21 protein-coding genes are annotated in these 21,316 nt (G+C 40.9%); 15 read left to right on the top strand and 6 right to left on the bottom strand.

All coding sequences use genetic code 11. The annotated features are described in order from the left end of the window. Positions 1–115 precede the first annotated feature (115 nt). Positions 116–394 (bottom strand): helix-turn-helix domain-containing protein, encoded by a 279-nt coding sequence (locus CJD36_RS04380; RefSeq protein ID WP_105037871.1) that lies wholly within the window; start codon positions 392–394, stop codon positions 116–118. A 228-nt stretch (positions 395–622) separates the two neighbouring features. Here CJD36_RS04380 and CJD36_RS23185 point away from each other — a divergent pair, with 228 nt between their 5' ends. The 9 genes from CJD36_RS23185 to CJD36_RS04340 all read left to right on the top strand — a co-directional run bounded on the left by CJD36_RS23185 (position 623) and on the right by CJD36_RS04340 (position 10,771). Continuing rightward, positions 623–886: a hypothetical protein gene (locus tag CJD36_RS23185; protein ID WP_161499209.1), complete on the top strand. Its 264-nt coding sequence runs from the start codon at positions 623–625 to the stop codon at positions 884–886. Further along, entirely contained in the window at positions 834–2,438 is a 1,605-nt protein-coding gene (locus CJD36_RS04375) for a recombinase family protein (protein WP_105037870.1), read from the top strand. The genes CJD36_RS23185 and CJD36_RS04375 overlap by 53 nt, the downstream gene beginning before the upstream one ends. Positions 2,439–2,763: 325 nt before the next feature. Further along, positions 2,764–3,840, top strand: coding sequence for a type IV secretory system conjugative DNA transfer family protein (locus tag CJD36_RS04370; protein WP_161499208.1), 1,077 nt, complete (start codon positions 2,764–2,766; stop codon positions 3,838–3,840). Positions 3,841–4,155: 315 nt separating this feature from the next. Further along, positions 4,156–4,440: a hypothetical protein gene (locus CJD36_RS04365; RefSeq protein WP_133162486.1), complete on the top strand. Its 285-nt coding sequence runs from the start codon at positions 4,156–4,158 to the stop codon at positions 4,438–4,440. A 69-nt stretch (positions 4,441–4,509) separates the two neighbouring features. After that, a complete protein-coding gene (locus CJD36_RS04360) occupies positions 4,510–5,106 on the top strand; it encodes a YbaK/EbsC family protein (RefSeq protein WP_133162485.1) in 597 nt (198 codons plus the stop codon). An 82-nt stretch (positions 5,107–5,188) separates the two neighbouring features. After that, positions 5,189–7,819: a tetratricopeptide repeat protein gene (locus tag CJD36_RS04355; protein WP_105037866.1), complete on the top strand. Its 2,631-nt coding sequence runs from the start codon at positions 5,189–5,191 to the stop codon at positions 7,817–7,819. A 51-nt stretch (positions 7,820–7,870) separates the two neighbouring features. Then, entirely contained in the window at positions 7,871–8,611 is a 741-nt protein-coding gene (locus tag CJD36_RS04350) for a creatininase family protein (RefSeq protein ID WP_105037865.1), read from the top strand. Positions 8,612–8,615: 4 nt separating this feature from the next. Further along, positions 8,616–9,422: an SAM hydrolase/SAM-dependent halogenase family protein gene (locus tag CJD36_RS04345; protein ID WP_105037864.1), complete on the top strand. Its 807-nt coding sequence runs from the start codon at positions 8,616–8,618 to the stop codon at positions 9,420–9,422. Between the two features lie 467 nt (positions 9,423–9,889). Next, complete coding sequence (locus CJD36_RS04340) at positions 9,890–10,771, top strand: bestrophin family protein (RefSeq protein WP_105037863.1); 882 nt, start codon at positions 9,890–9,892, stop codon at positions 10,769–10,771. A 157-nt stretch (positions 10,772–10,928) separates the two neighbouring features. On the opposite strand, the gene CJD36_RS04335 is transcribed toward CJD36_RS04340, so the two are convergent. After that, positions 10,929–11,837 (bottom strand): AraC family transcriptional regulator, encoded by a 909-nt coding sequence (locus tag CJD36_RS04335; RefSeq protein ID WP_105037862.1) that lies wholly within the window; start codon positions 11,835–11,837, stop codon positions 10,929–10,931. 160 nt (positions 11,838–11,997) lie between these two features. Here CJD36_RS04335 and CJD36_RS04330 point away from each other — a divergent pair, with 160 nt between their 5' ends. Both CJD36_RS04330 and CJD36_RS04325 read left to right on the top strand, forming a co-directional pair. Beyond that, positions 11,998–13,545: an aldehyde dehydrogenase family protein gene (locus tag CJD36_RS04330; protein ID WP_105037861.1), complete on the top strand. Its 1,548-nt coding sequence runs from the start codon at positions 11,998–12,000 to the stop codon at positions 13,543–13,545. A 258-nt stretch (positions 13,546–13,803) separates the two neighbouring features. Beyond that, a complete protein-coding gene (locus CJD36_RS04325) occupies positions 13,804–14,181 on the top strand; it encodes a DUF779 domain-containing protein (RefSeq protein WP_105037860.1) in 378 nt (125 codons plus the stop codon). Positions 14,182–14,634: 453 nt separating this feature from the next. On the opposite strand, the gene CJD36_RS04320 is transcribed toward CJD36_RS04325, so the two are convergent. The 3 genes from CJD36_RS04320 to CJD36_RS04310 all read right to left on the bottom strand — a co-directional run bounded on the left by CJD36_RS04320 (position 14,635) and on the right by CJD36_RS04310 (position 17,046). After that, positions 14,635–15,111, bottom strand: coding sequence for a hypothetical protein (locus CJD36_RS04320; protein ID WP_105037859.1), 477 nt, complete (start codon positions 15,109–15,111; stop codon positions 14,635–14,637). 150 nt (positions 15,112–15,261) lie between these two features. Continuing rightward, positions 15,262–15,999 carry an SDR family NAD(P)-dependent oxidoreductase gene (locus tag CJD36_RS04315; protein ID WP_105038062.1) on the bottom strand — a complete coding sequence of 246 codons (738 nt, stop codon included), beginning with the start codon at positions 15,997–15,999 and terminating at the stop codon, positions 15,262–15,264. A 78-nt stretch (positions 16,000–16,077) separates the two neighbouring features. After that, entirely contained in the window at positions 16,078–17,046 is a 969-nt protein-coding gene (locus tag CJD36_RS04310) for a helix-turn-helix transcriptional regulator (RefSeq protein ID WP_205685548.1), read from the bottom strand. Positions 17,047–17,139: 93 nt separating this feature from the next. Between CJD36_RS04310 and CJD36_RS04305 the strand changes: the two genes are divergently transcribed. Further along, positions 17,140–17,697, top strand: coding sequence for a hypothetical protein (locus tag CJD36_RS04305; protein WP_105037857.1), 558 nt, complete (start codon positions 17,140–17,142; stop codon positions 17,695–17,697). 160 nt (positions 17,698–17,857) lie between these two features. Here CJD36_RS04305 and CJD36_RS04300 read toward each other — a convergent pair whose 3' ends face one another. After that, on the bottom strand, positions 17,858–18,589 hold the full coding sequence (locus tag CJD36_RS04300) for a GAF domain-containing protein (RefSeq protein ID WP_105037856.1): 732 nt from the start codon (positions 18,587–18,589) through the stop codon (positions 17,858–17,860). A gap of 254 nt (positions 18,590–18,843) precedes the next feature. Here CJD36_RS04300 and CJD36_RS04295 point away from each other — a divergent pair, with 254 nt between their 5' ends. From CJD36_RS04295 to CJD36_RS04285, 3 genes are read left to right on the top strand one after another with little or no spacing between them, the layout of a single operon-like run. After that, positions 18,844–19,776 carry an ABC transporter ATP-binding protein gene (locus CJD36_RS04295; protein ID WP_105037855.1) on the top strand — a complete coding sequence of 311 codons (933 nt, stop codon included), beginning with the start codon at positions 18,844–18,846 and terminating at the stop codon, positions 19,774–19,776. Further along, the gene (locus CJD36_RS04290; protein WP_105037854.1) at positions 19,745–20,584 is read left to right on the top strand and encodes an ABC transporter permease; all 840 of its coding nucleotides are present in this window, start codon (positions 19,745–19,747) and stop codon (positions 20,582–20,584) included. The genes CJD36_RS04295 and CJD36_RS04290 overlap by 32 nt, the downstream gene beginning before the upstream one ends. Next, positions 20,581–21,285, top strand: a complete 705-nt coding sequence (locus CJD36_RS04285; protein WP_105037853.1) for a LolA family protein — start codon at positions 20,581–20,583, stop codon at positions 21,283–21,285. Before CJD36_RS04290 ends, CJD36_RS04285 begins: the two co-directional genes overlap by 4 nt. The last annotated feature ends 31 nt before the right edge of the window (positions 21,286–21,316 follow it).

Below are 21,316 nucleotides of genomic sequence, written 5' to 3'. Positions count from 1 at the left end.
CTTATCGTTATTTATTATTAAATAAATAAGTCGAGCGTAAGAGCGACGATACAGTAAAGAGGGAATACAGGAAGAAGGTACAAGAAAAAACCGTAAAAATTCGGACAGGTATTAGCTAGGGAGGCTTGTCGCTGCCAGTATGTATACCAAAATGGGTTTGGTGTTTCTGCACCGCCTTGTGCCGAAGTTCTACGCACAACTCGTCTATTAGGACACGATACACAACTGCAAGAATTGATATATTCTCAATGCTTGGCTTTCTCAAATTACGCTCCCATTGTGACAGCCGTATTGGCGCAATCTTTGCTTCCTTTGCTGCTTCACGGATGGAATAGCCCATAAGAGCACGGTGCTTGCGAAGCTGTTCTCCCAAAGATGGTATCCGTGAAGTCATGTATAAACGTTAGCAATTACGGAACGCGACCATAAGGCAGGTAAAATATACACTTATGGATATGTTGGAATCTGCTATAACAAATTGCCGGCAAGAGATAGGCATACACCAATAGTAAACACAAATGCTCTTAAAGGAAATCTCAACTCGAAAACATCGACTTGTGTATTTACTTGTCTATATTTTTCCTGTCTTACCCGCTTAACAGGAAAATGGAAAGATGGTAGTATGAGTGAGCTACACAAAGGATTATCTGGCATTGGTGCAAAAGTCGAACCCAAAGAAGGGGAGCGTTTACAGAAGCCTTTGTGTAGCAACAAAGCCAATGTACGCTCCCCTTCTTTGGATTTTATAAGTAATTCTCCATTGGTCACCGAAGACATGCAGATAGATTATCTGGCAAAGCTTCTCGTAGACATTTTCATGGAACTAAAATGTAATGGAAAACCCATCCCTAAAAAAGGCTGTGATATACTGCCGGGTATCAACTAAGGAACAGGTTGACGAAGGCGGGAGCCTGGCAACCCAAGAAAGAATTTGCAAGGATTACGCAATCAAAAATGGATTTCAGATTTCAGAAATATTTATCGAACAAGGAGAGAGCGCAAAAAATGCAGACAGGACCGAATTGAAGAAACTACTTAGCTACTGCGCAAACAAGAAAAATGGCGTTACGGCTATCATCGCCTATAAAATTGACCGCATTGCACGAAATATTGATGATTACAGACAAATTAGGCTTCTTCTAAAACAGTATAAGATAGAAATTAAGTCTACTACTGAATATTTTGAGGATAATCCCGCAGGGAGGTTTATGGAGAATATCATCGCCAATGTTGCGCAGTTTGATAACGATGTCCGTACCGAGCGCAGCATAAACGGGAGTCGTGACGCCATGCGTGAAGGCAGGTATGTTTGGGGTGCCCCATATGGTTATTCCAACGAAAAGGTGGCAGGGAAGTCAACGATTCTACCGAACGAAAAAGCGCCATTGATCAGGAAGATATTTGAAGAAATCGGTAGAGACGAAATAGCAGTTGACGCCGTTCGTAAGTTATTGTTCAAAGAAGGTCTTACTACCAAAACTGGAAAAAAATTCACTAAATCACATTACTACAGGCTGATCAATAACCCAGTATATGCGGGATGGATTGTAAAATTTGGTGAACGACATAAAGGTACTTTTGAGGCACTTATTTCGCAGCAGTTGTTTGATCAAGTGCAACGTATACTAAAGCGTCGTTCGCACCGTAGTAATGGTATTTACAGGAATGAACATCCTGATTTTCCTCTCAGGCGTTTTGTCTTCCATCCTACAGGCAAAAAAATAACAGGTGCCTGGTCACAGGGCAGACATAGCAAATACGCCTATTACCGCTTTATCGGCGTTGAAAATTCCAACTACCAAAAAGAATGGATGGAAAGTGAATATCTGTCCTTTCTTGATCAATATGTATTCGACAGAAACCAACTGGCTACATTTAAAAAAAGTCTCTCTAACGCATTGGATGGTGCATTGAAAGAGCAGTACAAAATTGCGGCTAAATTGAAAACATACATTTCAGAATTGGAGGAACGTCAGACAACGCTCATTGACAAAAATGTAAAAGGAATAATCAATGACACAGTCCTCCGCCGACAACTAGAAGACATTGAGGTGAAATTGTCGTCAACAACCTCCGAATTGCTTAGGCTTCCTGAAAGGGATACAAACTTAGAGGAAGCGTTTGCATTTGCAGAAGAGTACTTAGAAAACCCAAGTTATGTTTGGTCGCAAGCATCCTTAGAGAAACGGATAAAATTACAGTGGTTCGAATTCCCTAAAGGAATAACATTTGATGGCAAGAGGTTTCGAACCATCGAAGTAGCCAGTATTTTTAAGGCTAAAGAACTTTTTTTACCTCGTTTGTCCCTTACTGTGCCCTCTAAGGGACAGAATTACGAACAAGATAATAAAAGTGGGTGCGAGAATGATATTGTTGAGTGCCAACAATATGCTGAAGAAATAAAGCGATTATCAAATATTCTAAAGAATACAGATTAAAAAAACGGCACCTACATAGTTACAATAGCGACTTTATTGATCCGACAACAGCCCAGCAAACACAGTTGAGTGAAATTAAACCACAAACCATTTGGAGAACATCTCCCTTGTTCTCATTGGAATACAATATCTCATATACCCAGAATGTAAATGCCGATTTAGAAAACGATGAGTATACACTTGTCTATATTTCCCCTGTCTTATCTGACACATTTTAAAGCTATATGCTATCAATATGGACAGCGACGTCACCCCAATCGGGACCACAAACTATCGGAACACAAACCAGCTGTTCGGCATACGGGACAAAGACAGGCTACAGCATTTGTACATCATAGGAAAGAGCGGCACCGGCAAAAGCACATTGCTTAAGAACATGGCCATAAGCGACATTGACCGGGGTAACGGTCTGTGCATCATTGATCCGCATGGAGACATCGCAGCCGACCTGGTGCGGTACATTCCGGAGAGCAGAAAGCATGACCTTATCTATCTCAATGCAACCGACCTCGAACGCCCAATCGCATTCAATCCACTTAAAGCTGTTCATCCAAAATACCAGGACCTCGTAGCATCTGGGCTAATTTCCACATTCCGCAAAATATGGGGAGACAGCTGGGGGCCACGACTCGAATACATACTAAAATATACGCTTCTGACACTCCTTTGTGTCCCTGATGCTACGCTTCTAGATATCCAGCCATTGCTGACAGATGGCGATTTTCGTAAAAACGCATTGAGATATGTTAACGAAGACCACATCCTAAACTTCTGGCATAACGAGTTTGATAAATACACGCTTAGATTGAGGACAGAGGCAATTGCACCGATTCTCAATAAGACCGGCTTATTCGTTACCAGTAATGCACTTAGAAAGATAGTCGGTCAGAAAACCAATGGTTTCCGATTATCGCAGGTGCTCGACAAAGGAAAGATACTCATAGTTAATGTCTCTAAGGGGCAGATTGGAGAAGACGCTTCATCCCTCATTGGTGCCATGTTAATCAACGCCATGCAGCTTGCAGCACTCTACAGGGCATCTCAGCCGGAAGTACAGCGCAGGCCGTTTTACATGTATATTGATGAATGCCATTCCTTCGTGACGCTATCATTCGCCACTATCTTGGCTGAGGCGAGAAAGTATGGATTGTCATTGTTTTTAGCGCACCAATATCTTGAACAGATGGATGTACGGGTGCAGGCTGCGATATTCGGGAATGTAGGAACGATGATCTCATTTCGGATTGGGGCTAATGATGCTGAATACCTCGCCAAAGAGTTCTATCCTACCTTCACCCAGGATGATCTGGTTAACCTTCCGCGCTATGCGATGTATTTGAAATTGATGATAGATGGCACTGTATCGCAGCCATTTAGTGGCGTGTCTGTTAAGCGGATTTAGCATTATGAATCGATGTAACTGAGGGGTAAGGGGATACCTCCCCCATAAGATGTAAATCGCCACATAGTGGGGATTGGCATATGTCGCCGTGGCGACATGCAATCTTGCAAATCGTACAAATTAAAGTACAGTAGCATTTTCTTGTCAAGTTTTTCTCGCAGCAAATATGAGTGTTCCATCCGACGGGTTTGTTCAATATAAACCGCATTTTGCCCACATCCCAAATAAGCGATTAGATTCTAAACTCACGCATTTCTTTTTTTATTCTCTAATGAAAATACTTATATTTGATAATAAAAATAATTAATGATTATTATGGAAAAGAGACTTGAGACAGAGATAGTTTCAGACACAATCGATTTTTATTTAGCCAGATGCATAAAAAGCTTAGATGAAAAATTTGGAAATAATTATGCAAAAGAAAATCCAGCCCTGATAGGAATATATATTCAAAGTTGCGTAAATTTTGTTAGCAATGATAAAATTGATTTAAGAGATGAAGAGCTGATTCCTGCGCTTGAACGTTTGTCCCAATTACTTAGCAAATTAAAACTAGGTACTACTTCGCAGCACTCAACGTTACGAACACATGGAGAATAACCAACGGATTCGTAGCTAATAATATTTAATTCTATTTGCCATAAAAAGGTTTGCAAAAATGTGTTTCTATTGTACTATCTAATTTCATCACCATTTGTTAATTATTTATTTATGCAAGGAACATCGTTAAATTTTTCGCCAGTACTTGAAAGACCAGATTTAGTACCGGCTTCGTTAACAGAAGCCATTAAATCTTGGACAGGACCGCAAAAAGCATCAGACTTTTTAGTTGCTGAGATTGATCCTGAGTTTTCTGGCGGCGCTGAACTATGCGCTAAATACGGAGTTGACCCTAGGCATGGCGCTAATTGTTTAATTGTTGAGGGTAAGCGTGGTGGCATCTCAAGCATAGTAGTATGCCTAGTTCCTGTTGGATATAGATATGATATGTCCGGCGTAGTACGTAAAAAACTAAATGCTAGACAAGTTTCAGTTGCATCACTTGATCTTGTTATATCAAAAACACAAATGGAGTATGGTAGTATTACCCCCATTGGGTTGCCTAAGGATTGGCAGGTTTTTATTGACCCTCTAGTTATGACCTCAGAACGCATCATTATTGGAGGTGGTTTGAAGAAATCTAAATTATCAATTCCAAGTAATGCGCTTATGTATTTACCTGGAGCAGAGATCGTCGAAGGTCTGGCTAAAAAAATTGACCCTTAACCTATATGATAGTGACAGAAAGTAGCCACATTTTTACATATAATTTACATTTTATTATGCTCAAATTTTCAAATATTTATTTGTGAATTGCGATTTTTCGAAAATTCGAGGCCCTAAGCTATCAGCCCAAGAAAACTTTGAACTGCTTATCTGCCAACTGTTAGCTAGAGAAATTAACGCTATTAGCATAAATGGTAAAGGAGGTGATGATGGGATTGACTGCTTTATTGTTAATGAACTTGGTAATTTGGAAATATTCCAGATGAAATATTTTATACCAAGTTTGACTTCATCTCAAAAAAATCAGATAAAACAATCATTTAGAAATGCTCGTTTGCAAAAGAGATTATCAAAATGGATATTGTGTATACCTCATGATCATACTCCAGCAGAAAAACATTGGTTTGACTCAATTGATTTCTCAGATATTAAAGCGGAATGGTGGGGAGAAACAAAATTAAGAAATTTATTAGCTAAGCATCCAGAAATCGGGATGCAATTTTTTATTGAGGATGAAATCATACGAAAACTAGATGACCTTAAAACAGAAATTACAGGACTTTCTATAAAAAGAGAAAGTAATAATAAACGACCGAATACTCTACCAAGGGCCATTCCAAACTTCATTGGAAGAAAAGAACAAATTCTTGAATTAAGAAAGGCTATCGAAGATAATTTTCACAGTCCAACTCCTGCCGTTGTAATCTCTTCTATTGATGGTATGCCTGGAGTAGGGAAAACAGCCTTGGCTGTTCATCTTGCACATACACTTACGCCCGAATTTCCAGATGCTCAACTTTATATTGATTGCTACGGTTACACAGAGGGGCAGGAGCCTTTAACCTCCGAACAAATTCTTGATTCATTGTTGTTTGCACTTGGTGTGCCAATTCACAGTATCCCGAAAAATGTTAGCGAGAAGTCTGCTATATGGAAATCAGAGTTAGCAGGCAAACGAGCAATTATTTTGATTGACAACGTAAAAACACAAAAGCAAGTCGAACCAATTTTGCCAGGAACACCAGGGAAGCTTGTGTTGGTCACAAGTAGAAATAGATTGACTGGCTTGGTAGGTTCATACCCTTTACAATTGGATGTTCTAAATGAAGAAGATTCAATTGAACTTATTCAAAAAGTTCGGGGACATGTTCCCCATAAAGAAGCATTTGGACTATTATCCGATATTGTAAGGCAATGCGGCTATCTTCCTTTAGCGTTGAATATTGTCGCAGGACGTTGGCGCAGGCATAGTAGAGACATAATAAATAACGAGATTGAATTGCACAAAAGATCGGCTAAGTTGGCTGGTCTGCAAAGTTCTCATTTTGCCCTCGTTAATGAAGTTTTTGAATTGTCTTATGGTTCACTTTCGCAAAACGAACAAAAAATGTTTCAAATGATGGGGGTGTATCCGGGTTTGAATTTTACAGTTGGAGCCTGTGCAGCTATGTTATGTTTGCCAATCGAAACGGCGCAAGAATTAGTAGAGTATTTAGTTGAAGAGTCTTTGGTAGTAGAAACCAGTCTTGAACGATATCGACTACATGATTTATTAAGGGAGTTTTCACGTAATAAATATAGAGCTACAGGTGACAACGATGGAGAAAACAAAGCCATTTTACAATTAATAGATTATTATTTGCACCTTCTCCGTAATGCTAATAATATTTTATATCCTAATCAATTTAGAGTGAAAATTGAGCTTGGAGACGATATAAATAATAGAGAAGATCACCCTAGTATAGAGTTGGCATTAGCATGGTTTGAGGATGAAATTGACAATTTATTCGCGATACTTCAATTTGCATTTAAGAGAAAGTGGGACATCAAATATTGGCAGCTTTCACAAATGATGGCAGGCTATCTAAAAAGGAGTATTTCCAGTTTTCGTGTGATTGAAATCCATTCAAATGCGTTTAACTTCTCTGAAACGAGTAATGATTTAGAAATGAAGGCCTCCTCTCTTACAGAACTTGCATTTGCGTATCATGAGTCCGGTAATTTTAATAAAGCAATAGAGTTGTTTGAAAAAGCAGAGGTAATTTGGGGAGGTATTTCCAATGACGACGGACTCGCATACACGTTAAATGGTCATGGGTTTACATTAGAACGGTTAGGGCTATACGAAGATGCTCTCAATATATTGACAAAAGCCATAGCGGTACATGAGTTTTGTGAAAACGAGTACGGTCAAGCATTCACTTTGAATAACACTGGAGCTGTTTATTGGCGGATGGAGAAGTACGAAATAGCTCTTTCATTTTTTGAAAAAGCTCTTAAAATTAGAGAAAAATTAGAAGATTGGGTTGGCATTGGAAGCACAACGAATAACATGGCTTTTTCGCACTTACGTTTGGGAAATATTGAAAATGCATCTTCTGGTTTCTTTAAATCGTTACATCTATTTCGAACATATCATGATAGGCACGGCGAAGCTGTTGTTTTAAATAACCTTGGGTATTTAGAAATTGAATTTGAAAATTACCGCCTAGCAATTAACTACAGTCGGGATGCTAGAGATGTGGCAGCAAAAATTGGTGATGACTATCAAATTGGCCGTTCCTATGATGTAGAAGGAAAATCACTTTTGGAGCTTGGAGATGTTCAGCAATCTATGGACTCTTTTCAAGAGGCACTCAAAATATTTGAACGCCTAAATGTTCCCGAAGTCAGCGATGTAAGAAAACTCCTAATAATTTTAAAAAAAACATAATAGTTATTTCAATGAATTTTCGTATTATTTTAACACAAAATATATTAACCTATGATTCCGAATTCGAAGAGTATTGAGTTGAAATATAAGACCTGGGTACAAATTCAGACCTATTTGACAAAATCTGATTTGGTAATTGTTCCAATTGGAGCAATTGAACAGCACGGTATGTCCTGTCCACTATATACTGATGCATTGCTTGCAGAGTATTTTGCTCTAAAAGTTGGCTTTGATAATAATGTTTTGGTTTCACCAACCATCGCAGTTGGAGATTCTTTAATTCATTTGAATTTCCCTGGAACAATATCGTTAAAGCCTACAACTTTAATAACAGTTATCAAAGACTATATAAATTCTCTATACATTGGCGGTTTTCGTAGATTTTTAGTTGTAAATGGACACGGGGATAACTATGGTTGCATTCTGGCCGCATTTTCTGAACTCGGTAATGAATTGTCCGGCATGAGGTATTTTGTAAAAGATTTTTGGGATTTTCCTTCTTTTCGTGAAATAATGCAGACAGAGTTTGGTGATTCGAACGGCGGCCATGCCGATGCTACAGATGCTTCAATTCTCCTAGCAATAGATGATACTTTGGTAAATAAAGAGCTTCTCTCAAATGAGTTTGCCAAGGTTAGCTATTGGATTAGCCGGGATTTGGTGAATGAATTATATACAAAATCTGGAGTTATAAATGCGAATCAAAAGTTGGCAAGCGCAGTAATTGGCGATAAATTGATAACTGAAGCAGTCAATGGATATTCCAAATTACTTAACGAACTAACTAAATAATTATATGAAGATCGTAACTTTGACCAGCGATTTTGGAGTCCAATCTCAAGGGGTAGGAATCATGGAAGCAATGATAGCTTCAATCTCCCCTCACATTAAGGTTATCCACTTAATGCATGGATTACCATCTTTTGATATTCTAGCTGCTGCAAGGACTCTAGAAACAGTTAGATATGTTCCCCTAGGTTATCACGTGTGTATATGTGATCCGGGGGTAGGTACTTCCCGAAAGGCAATTATTATTAAAGTTAATCGCGGTGATTATTTAATAGGTCCTGATAATGGAGTCTTGATTCCAGCATCTCGGGTTCTTGGTGGTATTAGTTCTGTATATGAAATAACCAATGAAAATTATATGAATCTTCCTGTGTCTCCGATTTTTCACGGGAGAGATATCTTTTCGCCAGCAGCAGCACATCTTGCTAATGGGGTTGACTTGAAGAGTTTTGGCGCAAAATTGAAAAAAAATCATTTAGTAGAATCCCCATATGATGAGGCAGACAGAATAGCTGAAGTAATTACAGCTAAGGTGATTCATATAAATAAATTTGGGTCGGTACACTTAAATATTTTACACAAAGATTGGGATAACTGGGGGATCAAGTCTGCACAGACCGTTGTAATAAGTCTCCCAAATAAAAAAGATATAACCGTAATTGTATGTGATACATTTGGAGAAGTAGCTTTTGGTGAGAATTTAATTTTAAAGGATGACTACGGAAGAGTTGAAATTGCAGTGAATCAAGGTTCATTTGCCAACAGATACTCAATTAACATAGGTTCAATAATTAAGCTGACATTATCAAATTGACACTATGTTTAAAGGCAAATTTGCATATGAGAACATCAGGAATAAGCCTTAGACTCAATTGCTACAAACGACACAATTCATTTGAGAAAAGTAGTTACGCCTAAGTATGAATATACCCTTGTGTACATTATGCACACAATTTTATTCCCAATTTACTATATTTGTAATGATAGCTACATCTGCGTAAAGATAGGTTGAGTGAGAGAGAAAGTTCTTAAATTGATCGACTAAAAAATCGACCCTAAAAATAAGTAATTCATCTACAATCGATTGCAATCCAATGTCTGATGCCTTCGGCATCATGACATGCAATTAGCGCCTAAGTCAGATAGTATTGACCTAAAGGTCGTGGCAATTGAAATTTTTTAAATTACAGGGTAAAGAACAGCTACCACCATGCACGCTTTGCATGAACTGTCTGTAACATTCATTGTCTATTTCCCTGTTTTTAGTATTTTACACCTCACATGATAACAATAGGCAAGAAGGGTAACCTGATCAATATTTTCGAGCTTCGTAAGGCTGATACTTTCAGCAGGTTGCTGCCATACATAATGGCTGTATGCGTGTATACGGCCATTGTCTACTTTATAATGATCACCACGCTTCACTTGCACGATGTTCCTCCATTTAAGAGTATTCTTACTTTGCATACGTTGTTGGGGGCAATTATCAGTTTGTTGATGGTGTTTCGTACCAATACAGCCTATGACAGGTGGTGGGAAGGTCGCAAGTTGTGGGGCGGACTGGTTAATAACAGTCGCAACCTGGCTGTGAAAATGAATGCCATGCTGCCACGTGGCAATGAGAAAGACAGAGCTTTCTTTAAAAAGATCATCCCGATGTTTGCTCATGCCTTGTATCTACACCTGCGGGCTGAAACCACTCGACTGGAACTCGATAGTGATCCACACCCTGAGATTCCGGATCTTGACCATACCAAGCATGTACCTAATCAAATAGCATCTGTAATGGCGTCAAAGCTCAACCTTATGTATAATGAAGGGACGTTAACGGGCGATCAGACCATTATTTTAAATGCCGAGTTCCAGTCGTTTCTGGATGTATGTGGTGCCTGTGAGCGTATCAAGAATACACCAATACCATACTCGTACAGCACGTTCATTAAAAAGTTCATCTTCCTTTACATCATGACGCTCCCTTTCGGTTTGGTCTTTACATTAACTTACTTCAGCATTCCGATAGTGGGTATTGTGTTCTATGTACTAGCCAGTCTGGAGATGATCGCTGAAGAAATAGAAGACCCGTTTGGTACTGAATTTAATGACCTGCCACTGGAAAAGATAGCAGAGAACATTAAGAAGAATGTGGAGCATATATTGATGTAGTTTTTAGTCGTAAGTCATAAGTTGTAAGTTGAAAGAGTCGATTTGGTTACATAGTGATGCGGTGATGCTGTGTAGCTGTATGTTTTCGTCGTTATTTTCGCCGTTATTGGTCATAAGACCAACAACGGCGCTCCGTGCGAATTTCTATAGCTAAGCACTAACTCGCCAGTTTATTCCTGTACATACCAGGAGTAACTCCTTCGCTCTTTTTGAATAGTTTGATAAAGTTGTTGGTGTCTTCAAAGCCTGTTTCTATGCATATTTGCTGTATGCTCATTTTGGTGCCGGCTATGAGAACCTTGGCCATTTTCAGTCGCTCGCTGATGATGTACTGAGTAGGGGAGATGCCGTACTCCCGCTTGAAGTGGCGGAAGAAATTGGGGCGGCTCATATATACCTTGCGGCTAAGGGTATCCACATCTATCCTGTTGTGCAGATTCTCTTTGATGAACTGTGACAGAAACCCGAATGCACTACTGGTGGGTGGAATATGATCATGTATCTCGTAGAGGTTCTGTAGCTGCACCAGACGCACTACTAATTCCTTCATAGTGAGATCGGCCAGGATATCTTTTGTCAGATTTTGCTCGCTGCAGATGTTGACCATTTTATTGATCACGTCGGCCAGTACACTGCTGTTCTTTAGGTGAGTGAACCTGAAATTGATATCCCAAGATGCATTGGTGCCTTCGCGTGGAAAATTATGATTGAGGTAGTTTACAGTTTTGCTTACCGATTCTCTGTCTATCGTTAAAGCTATGCACTGCGTAGGGTTTTGCTCTTCGGCCTCGGGGAAATCGATGGCCATTTTAGTGCCTGCGGGAGCCAAAACCGTCTCGCCGGGTACATATTCAAAAGAGGGATTGGTAGGCAGGTGCATCACCTTTTTGCCGCGCACCATACTGGTAATGACCAGATCGTGAAAGGTCAGTTGCACCAACTCGGATGTGCGGTAAGTTTCAAAAACATTCAGCTCGCATTTGTCCAACGTGTAGATCTTCCTGTTCTCCACATCGGTGAGCAGGTTTTTCTGCGGGGTAAGCTGAATTTGTTGAATAAAACTCATACGGACTTTTTTCTACAGTACTAATTTAACCATTATAGAGTTAGCAGCAAGAAAAAGCAAATAATTGATACAATAGTATGATTGGGCTGATACGTTTTACCCGATTTGTCGGCAGATATAAAAATAGCTTTGGTTCATACTAAATCAAACACTTAATTATATGTCAACGCAAACAGCACCCAAGAGTACTATCCTTGCCGATAGTTTGTCAAAGAACAACTGGCCTGCAATAAAGAGCCGTTATGAAAATTATATAGGTGGAAAGTGGGCCGCACCGGTAGGTGGCGAGTATTTCGATAATATTTCTCCTGTGACCGGTGAAGTATTCACACAGGCTGCACGGTCTAAGAAAGAAGATGTGGAGCTGGCTGTAGATGCCGCACTGGAAGCTTTCAAAACATGGAGCAAAACAGCGGCTACTTACAGAAGCAATATATTACTTAAGATAGCACAGGTGATAGAAGATAATCTTGACTATCTGGCTACAGTAGAGACTATTGATAATGGTAAGCCCATCCGCGAGACCAAGGCTGCCGATCTGCCATTGGTAGTAGATCACTTCCGTTATTTTGCAGGTGTTATAAGGGCGGAAGAAGGCACAATTTCTGAGCACGATGAACATACAGTGAGCATTAACCTGCATGAGCCAATAGGTGTCGTAGGACAGATCATACCATGGAACTTCCCTTTGCTGATGGCTACGTGGAAAATGGCACCGGCATTGGCTGCAGGTTGCACAGTAGTATTGAAACCCGCTGAACAAACGCCAACCAGCATTATCGTGCTGATGGAACTGATAGGTGATCTGTTGCCTGCAGGTGTGCTGAATATTGTTACCGGATTTGGTCCTGAAGCTGGTAAGCCGTTGGCTACATCTTCAAGAATATCTAAGGTGTCATTTACAGGTGAGACCACTACGGGCCGCCTCATCATGCAGTATGCATCTGAGAACCTGATACCGGTTACAATGGAGTTGGGTGGCAAATCGCCAAACATTTTCTTCCCGTCGGTTGCAGAGGCTGATGATGATTTCTTTGATAAGGCTATTGAAGGTGCGGTGATGTTTGCGCTCAACCAGGGTGAAATATGCACATGCCCATCTCGTATCCTCGTTCACGAAAGCATTTACGATAAGTTTATGGAGCGTGTAGTAGCTCGTGTAAAGGCTATTAAAACAGGTAATCCGCTGGATGCTGCTACAATGATCGGTGCGCAGGCATCTAACGATCAGTATGAAAAGATTCTTTCTTACATAGATATAGGACTACAGGAAGGTGCTGAACTGCTGGTGGGTGGTGCGCCGGTAAAACAAGATACCGATATAGAAGGCGGCTACTACGTGCAGCCAACTATATTTAAGGGCAATAACAAGATGCGCATCTTCCAGGAAGAGATATTCGGACCGGTGGTTTGTGTCACAACCTTCAAAACTACGGAAGAGGCAATAGAAATTGCTAATGATTCATTGTACGGATTGGGTTCGGGCGTATGGACACGCGATGCACATGAGTTGTACCAGGTTCCTCGTGCTATACAGGCGGGTCGTGTTTGGGTGAACTGTTACCATGCATACCCTGCACATGCTCCATTTGGTGGTTATAAGAAGTCAGGCTTTGGTCGTGAGACACACAAGATGATGCTGGGCCACTACAGGCAGACCAAGAATATGCTGATCTCTTACAGCAAACAAAAACTAGGGTTCTTTTAATTCATAGGTTAACGGTAGTGATAGTCTATAGGGAGCCATTGCTGGAAATGGCTCCCTTTTTGGTTGTGTTTTGAGTGTGTTTAGTGACCATCGTCTCTTACTTTTCTTTTGCTTCGCCAAAAGAAAAGTAACAAAAGAAAAGGCGATCGGAAAAAACGCGCCACCGCACAAGCCTGCGCGAGCTGCCGTTTTCCGAAGGCTAAGCTTCTCCTCATGCGGTTACTAAGGGTGTAATAACGTGTCAACAAATTCATTAAAATGGGAAAAATTCATAGGGTTATAGCCACAGACAAAGCCAAAGAACTGATAGCGCAGCTAAAAGCCAGTCATGGTGAATTGATGTTTCACCAGAGTGGCGGATGTTGTGACGGGTCACAACCCATGTGCTATGAAAAGGGCGACTTCCGCACCGGCAGCAGTGATGTGCGCCTGGACATGGTAGAAGGCTGCGAATTCTGGATGGCCAAAGATCAGTTCCAATTCTGGCAGTACAGCGAACTGACCCTTGATGTAATTGCTGGGCGCGGCTCCAGTTTTTCTATAGAGATTCCTCTCGGTTTTCGGTTTCTTACCCGCTCACGGATTTTTACGGATGATGAGGTGGGGGATTTGGTGGAGGTGGTGGGTGGGGAGTAATCAACTATTCACTAAATTGCCACAATCATTATGAACCCAACATTAGGCCTACTTCGTAAGCACCTTAAAACTACCATTTTCTTTAGCTTGTACGTTTTAGTCTGGCTGCTTCCTGTGTTTTCTTCATTTAATAGCACAAGCAATCCAACAACATGTGGTGCAGGAAATGGTGGGCTATACGTGCTCTTAATGTTACTTACTTTTATTTATACTGTTGTTTTATTTGTGAAAATAGCATCCAGCCCCAATAAGCAATTCTTTGGGATAGTATTATTGTTTGCGTGGATGGTGCCTGTCTTGTGTCTTTTAGTGTCAGCTGCAATATCTCAATCATAGGGTTTTAACCGTGGTCTGTGTTCTCGCCAACAACCATGGGAAGTATCCGTTTTCGGAAAATTACGATGATTACTGCCATATGGCGGTACTGCGGAGGCTACAAACTTTACCATCAGGTTAGCAATCAACCTTCCTCTTTCTACTTTCTTTTAACTCAAATTTCCCTATCATCTCTTTCAATGCTCCATCTTCATCGTCAGTGATCACTCCTTCCTGTTGGTAGGGTACGATCACATCGGTTACAAAGTCATATTCTGTGCGGTTGTTTATCTTACCCCGCTTCAATATTTTCAATATCTTATTGTCGCGCTTGTAGTTCAGCTCTTGCTCCTTAATCTGCTGCCAGAAGTAGTCTACAGTCTTACCTGAGGCTTCCTGGAAATAAGTAAAGACATCAACAATATTATATTTTAAGCTTTTTAAATTGCGAAATTTGGGAGCAAGCGCATCGCCTTTGAACTTTCTATAAACATTAATGACGTGTGTTAATTGCTTGTCGTCAAAACCATCAGGGCGATATTTTTGAAAAGCATCGATAGCAATATCTATCGCTTTGCTCAATTCTTCAGCATGAATGTCGTAAGTGTCTTTCATAGTTTTAGTGGTCGAAATGCCGGTTTATCTTTTCAGTAGAAATTTATCTTTTATACTGCAATTTAAGAAAAATGTCATTGCGGATAGTAAAATCAACAACGGTGAGTTTGAGGTACTCACCGTTGTTGGGATTGAGGCATGCCATTAATCTTACCAGAGACTTATACCAGTCTCCGGGTTGTTGTCATCGCTGAAGAATGTACCTGTTGGGCCATCCGGGGCTAGGGTAGCGCCCTTCACCAGGCGGGCGGCGGCATCGTGTACAGTACCTGTTCCCCTGAAGTGATTAAACTCAGTTGCGGTATAGCCGGGATCAACTGCATTTACTTTGAAGGGGGTGTCGCGCAATTCATAAGCCAAAGTGATGGTATACATGTTCAATGCTGCTTTTGAGGGGGCGTAGATTGCACCTTTAACCGCAAAGTATTTCCATGATGTGTCGGTGTGCATGGTGAGGGAGCCGAGGCCTGAAGTTACATTTACAATCCGTGGTTCGGCTGATTGTTGTAGCAGATCCATAAACGCCTGTGTAGTGCGCACTACGCCATACAGATTGGTGTCAAATACTTCTTTAAAAGTGTCTATACTTGATGTTTGGGCTGTTTGCGGAAAACCGCCGCTGATGCCGGCATTGTTGATCAATACATCCAGTACATTGGTTTTTGTACCTAATTCCGTGCGGGCATTTTTTACCGACTCATCATTAGTCACATCCAGCGCTATAGCTTCCACTTCAGTCAGCCCTTCTGCTTTTAGTTTGTCTACTGCTTCCTGTCCGTTGGCCAATGTACGGCTGCCCAGGTACACGTAATATCCTTTCTTCAATAATTGGCGGGCTGCTTCAAAGCCTATGCTTCTGTTGGCGCCCGTGATCAGTGCTTTTTTCATGTTCTGTTTGTTTATTGCCATTTGGCACAGCACAAAAGTAGCACGGGGCAGAACGGTACAATTATACTTCTGCGGGTATTAATAGTACATTTCGCGGATGGTGCTGCGGTAGCTGAGTGGAGTGCCGGATGTAAGGCGCTTAAAGAACCTGTTGAAGTAGGATGCCTCTTCAAAACCCAACTGAAAGGCGATCTCTTTCACGGACGCCTCTGTATGAAAAAGCATACGCTTTGCTTCAAGCAGCAGGTGGTCGTGTATGTGCTCAATAGGTGTTCTGCCACTTTGTTTCTTTATCAGTTCGCTGAAATGGCCAGCAGACAGGTTGAGCATATCAGCATAAGCAGCCACATCGTGGTGCTCAGTAAAGTGGTTGCTTACCAAAGCTTTGAAGCGATTGAACAATTCACGTTCGGGCGACTTGTCGGGTGCGGTAAATTGCTCATTATAGAGGCGACTGAGATAAATGAGTAGTACCCGCAGGTAGGCGAGTAACATGTTCTTTTGCCAACCTTGTTTGTTGTGGAATTCTGCTAATAGTTTTAGAGATATATCATCTACGAAGGCAACATCAGCCGGCGAGAGATTGAGCTCATGGCCGTTGTATTGGTTTTGGATAATAGGTAACTTGCTTAGTAGCCCATCATCTTCAATATCCAGAAACTCTTCGGTAAAACAAATTGACGTGGCTTCAAATGGAATACCTGATGATATTTCTTCTTTTAAGATCACCTGATACGGTGAAGAGAAATAAAGCGTGTCCGGCTTTACAATATAGGGCACCATATCCACCCAATGCCGGCTTTTGCCTGACCTAAGGAAAACCAAAAGGTAGAACCTTTTTCTATGAGGCACAAAAAACAGCTCTTTTTGATAGTGCGTTAATCCGGCAGCCCGAACTATTTCAAATTCTTTACTGCCGTGCCTGCTCGTTTGTTCGAGTGTATAGATGGGAACGTTGTTTTCTGTGAGCTGGGGGAGCATGGAGCAAAGGTAGTTATTTGGATCTTCGTGGTTATTGGTTTGGTCACCAAAAAATTCGTTTCCCACAATTACATTAAGTATTTTTCTGCGTGGATAGCATTTGACCAATCAATACATTTAGCGTTTGTCAACCACATTAGCTTCAATTATCTTTACATTATGCCTGCACCTATGATCGCTTTATATCTCCTGGCCCTTTTAGTAATTGGTTTCTTTTTATGGCGGCGGTACAAAAAGCGGGAAAGAGTAAAGCGAAAATCGTGGAATGTAATTGATGATCTACATAATGGATCACTTTCACCTGCAGCATATGCTGCAACACTTTCGCACCTTATATATTATGTAGAGGTAGAACGGGAGCTGACTCCGGATTTTAGCTTGCTAGAGAAGATCAGAGATACAACAGTGAATGAGTATTATGTAGTGAAAGATATATTGGCAGTAGATGATAGGCAGTATATGGTAATTGCAGACACACTTACGTACAAATCATTTCCAGGAGCAGTTCAGCATGAATTGCAACAACAATTCACAAACATGTTATACACCAGCCACATTTTAATACGGCAGGATTCGTCAACCCGTATGTCTTGTTTTGCTGCTAAGCCCGATGATGATGTGCATGAATATCATATGCTCGATTTTAGTAAATATCTCATCAGGTTGGTGAATAATGTGGCGTATGATTTTGCTATTCCTCCGAGGTACTCATTGTAAATTATATTTTTCAATGATAAGCACCTCGTGACTTCCCATTAGATGAAAACACGTGTTTCACTCATACGATAGCATTTGCTCGTTTTCACGTCGCAGCATCATATTAAAAGAAATACCCCGCACAAGGTGCGGGGTGGGTATATTTCTACATTTTTTATTTTCACGCCAGGTACACTTCTCTTGCTTGTTCAGTGCTTTTTACAACAAGTAATATCTTCTCGTCCAGTTTTTGCACCACCTCATCCATCATTATCAGGTACTCTCTTGGCGCTTGATAGTCATCTTCTTTTATAAGATTCATGAATCCTATTAATGATGACAGCGGCCCTCTGAATTCATGTGCCTGGGTAAAGGCAATATCCCGGAGGGTTTTATTTTGTAGCGTTATGTGGTTGTTTTTCTGGTTTAGTAGCTTCAGGCACAGATCCAGTTCCATAAGGTGGATAGCCTGTTTTGCCAGAATGCCCAGCATGTGCTGCTTAGCCAGTGGCAAACTTTTGGGTTGTGCATCCAGCACGCATAGGGTGCCAATATTCTGCCCATCTTCTGTTGCCAAAGGTGCACCGGCGTAGAATCTGATATAAGGTTGGTTCGCAACCAATGGAATTGACGAAAACCGCTCATCCTTTAGCGGATCTTCTACCACCATCACGCCAGTGTCCATTATTGTGTGGGTACAAAATGAAGTATCTCTTGGCATCTGCACTACATCCATGCCTTTGCAAACTTTAAATTGTTGCGCGTCAGCATCTATAAGCGTAATAAATGCAACCGGCGTTTCACAGATCTCGGCTGTAAGGGTAAGTATATCTTCCAGACCCTTATTCAGGTTGAAATTGTAATTGTCAAAGCGCTTTACCGCATTCTGTCTTTGTTCTTCGTTGGTGATCATATTTCAGTTGTTTTTAGGAATTGATTGTACGGGTTGTACATAGTTGTACGTTCCGGTATGCACAATTTCCTGTTTATCAATATGTGGCTATCTTATTTACGGATAATTGGCAAGAACAGTTTTGCTGCTCCATCAAAATGTTTAATTATTTTAAATAAATATTAAACAAAGCATAAGCGGTATTGGAAATAGGTATATAGTTAAGTCGTACAATAGGCTGATTGTGACGTAACTTGCAGGTTCAAACTTGTGTTTTGGGATCTATTATTGAAACGCGGAATTTATCAAAGTCATTTAAGCACTTCAAGGCTGTAACCGATCTGTCATTTACAATAAACCATGGGGATATTTATGGTTTTCTTGGTCAGAATGGTGCTGGGAAAAGTACTACTATGCGTATGTTGCTTGGGCTTATCTTTCCGGATAGTGGCAGTATATATATAGATGGAGAGGAGTTTAATAATGGACGAAGGCATTTACTAAGTAAGATAGGTGCTATCATTGAGCGCCCTGATATGTATGGATATCTCTCGGGTTGGGATAATCTGAAGATGTTTGCTGCACTGAGTGATAGCACTATAAAAGCTGCAAGGTTACATGAGGTTCTGGAAATTGTGGGATTAAAGGGCCGCGAGCAAGATAAAGTAAAAGCTTATTCGCAAGGTATGAAGCAGCGCCTGGGCATAGCCATAGCGCTTGTACACAAGCCTGATCTGCTGATTTTGGATGAGCCTACCAATGGCCTTGACCCGCAGGGAATAGCAGAAATGCGTGCATTGATCCTTTCGCTCAGTCGCGATCATGGTAAGACGATATTGATTTCATCACACCTTTTGTACGAGATAGAGCAGGTAGCCACCAGTATGATCATCATCCATAAGGGTAAGAAGGTGGTTGAAGGCAAGGTGAATTCATTGCTCAACCCGGATGAGACATTTATTGAGATAGACATTTTGCCCGATGATGCAATACAACATAAAATTGAGGGTAGTGAATGGAAATCTATGCTCCGCACTGCAAAACATGGCTCGCTTACCTTTAAGATGAATCCTGAACGAACGCCGCAGTTGAATAGTTGGCTGGTGGGGCAGGGTATAGGTGTTACAGAGATCAGGTCAAAACATTCATTGGAAGCTTACTTTTTATCCCTTACAGATGATACAGTTATTACGAATAGAGCTATATAAAATTTTCAGGAGGCCAAGAACCTATATCAGTTTTGGTATAGTTACTGCTATCACTTTTGTTATTCAGCTGGCTATGCTGACTGATGGTAAGGGGTTTGTGAACTTTGCATTGTCGGGTGTTAACGAGCAGTTCGATATACAGGGGAACATCCTTAACGGGTACCTGATCACCTACATTATCCTGCAATCACTACTTATTCACATTCCACTGTTGGTGGCATTGGTGGCGGGCGATGCGCTGGCAGGTGAGGCTAATCTGGGGACATTAAGGCTGTTATTGACCAAGCCTATTTCCAGACCTAAAATAGTGATGGCCAAGTTCTTAAGTAGCTTTATCTACACTGTATTGTTAATTGTTTGGTTGGCGGTAGTTGCGCTGTTCTTCTCGCTATTGCTTTTTGGAAAGGGAGATATGATCAACCTGAAGAGTGATTCATTTATCATGATCTTGCAGAATGATGTGATGTGGCGCTATGGACTTGCCTTTGCTTTTGCGGTGCTAGCCATGACCACTATTGCATCTATGTCCTTACTCCTATCAGCATTTGCCGATAATTCAATCGGACCTATCATATCAACCATGGGTATAGTGGTGGTGTTAACCATACTCTCTAACTTGGAGTTGCCGCTATTTACCATCATAAAGCCTTATCTGCTTACCACGCACATGATAGGGTGGAAGGGCTTTTTTGATGATCCTGTACCATACGCGGCAATAGGTAAGAGTGCGGTAGTGCTGGTGTTATATACTGTTGGTTTTCTGTTACTTACAGTGTTTTATTTCAACAAGAAAGATATTAAGTCATGAGGAAGTATATATCAATATTGTTCGTTTTGCTTACGTTAGTTTCTTATAAGGTACGTGCAGATGATGCTACAAAACTTTTTTATACTTTACGTACTAAGATAGCAACTGTAAAGGATTACCGTGCCGATGTGAAAATGAAGATAGATGTGAGCTTTATGCGCATACCGCAACTAAAGGGAACATTACTATTTAAGGCACCGGATAAAATGCGGTTGGAAAGGAACGGAGGTTTGTCCATGCTGCCAAAGAAGAATATCAATCTGACGATAAGCAACCTGATACCGGTAGGTAATGTGACTGTGATAGACATAGGCAACGTAACCGTAAAGGGAAAGAAACTGCGATTGGTAAAAGTGATACCCGAAGATGATATGAACAACATTGTGCTGACCAAGCTGTGGATAGATGAGGCTAACCTGGTAGCAGTAAGGGCAGAAACTACCACCCGCAACGATGGTACTGTGATCATGGATCTTGACTTCAATAAATACATGTCATACGGCCTGCCAGATAAAGTGACCATATATATGGATGTAAAGGATTACAAGCTACCCAAGGGCGTGACCATGGACTATAATAATGAAGTGCCAACGGCGGCAAAGGACGCTACACCCAAAGCGCAGAAGGGAACGATAGAGATCAATTACCTGAGTTACGCTATTAATACAGGTCTTACCGATGAACAATTTAATAAGAAATAATATGCTTAAAGATCTTATAAATAACACGTCG

Source organism: Flavipsychrobacter stenotrophus, from assembly GCF_002954265.1.
Classification (GTDB): domain Bacteria; phylum Bacteroidota; class Bacteroidia; order Chitinophagales; family Chitinophagaceae; genus Flavipsychrobacter; species Flavipsychrobacter stenotrophus.
The sequence above is the reverse complement of the archived record's forward strand: the minus strand, read 5'-3'. Positions and strand labels throughout refer to the sequence as shown.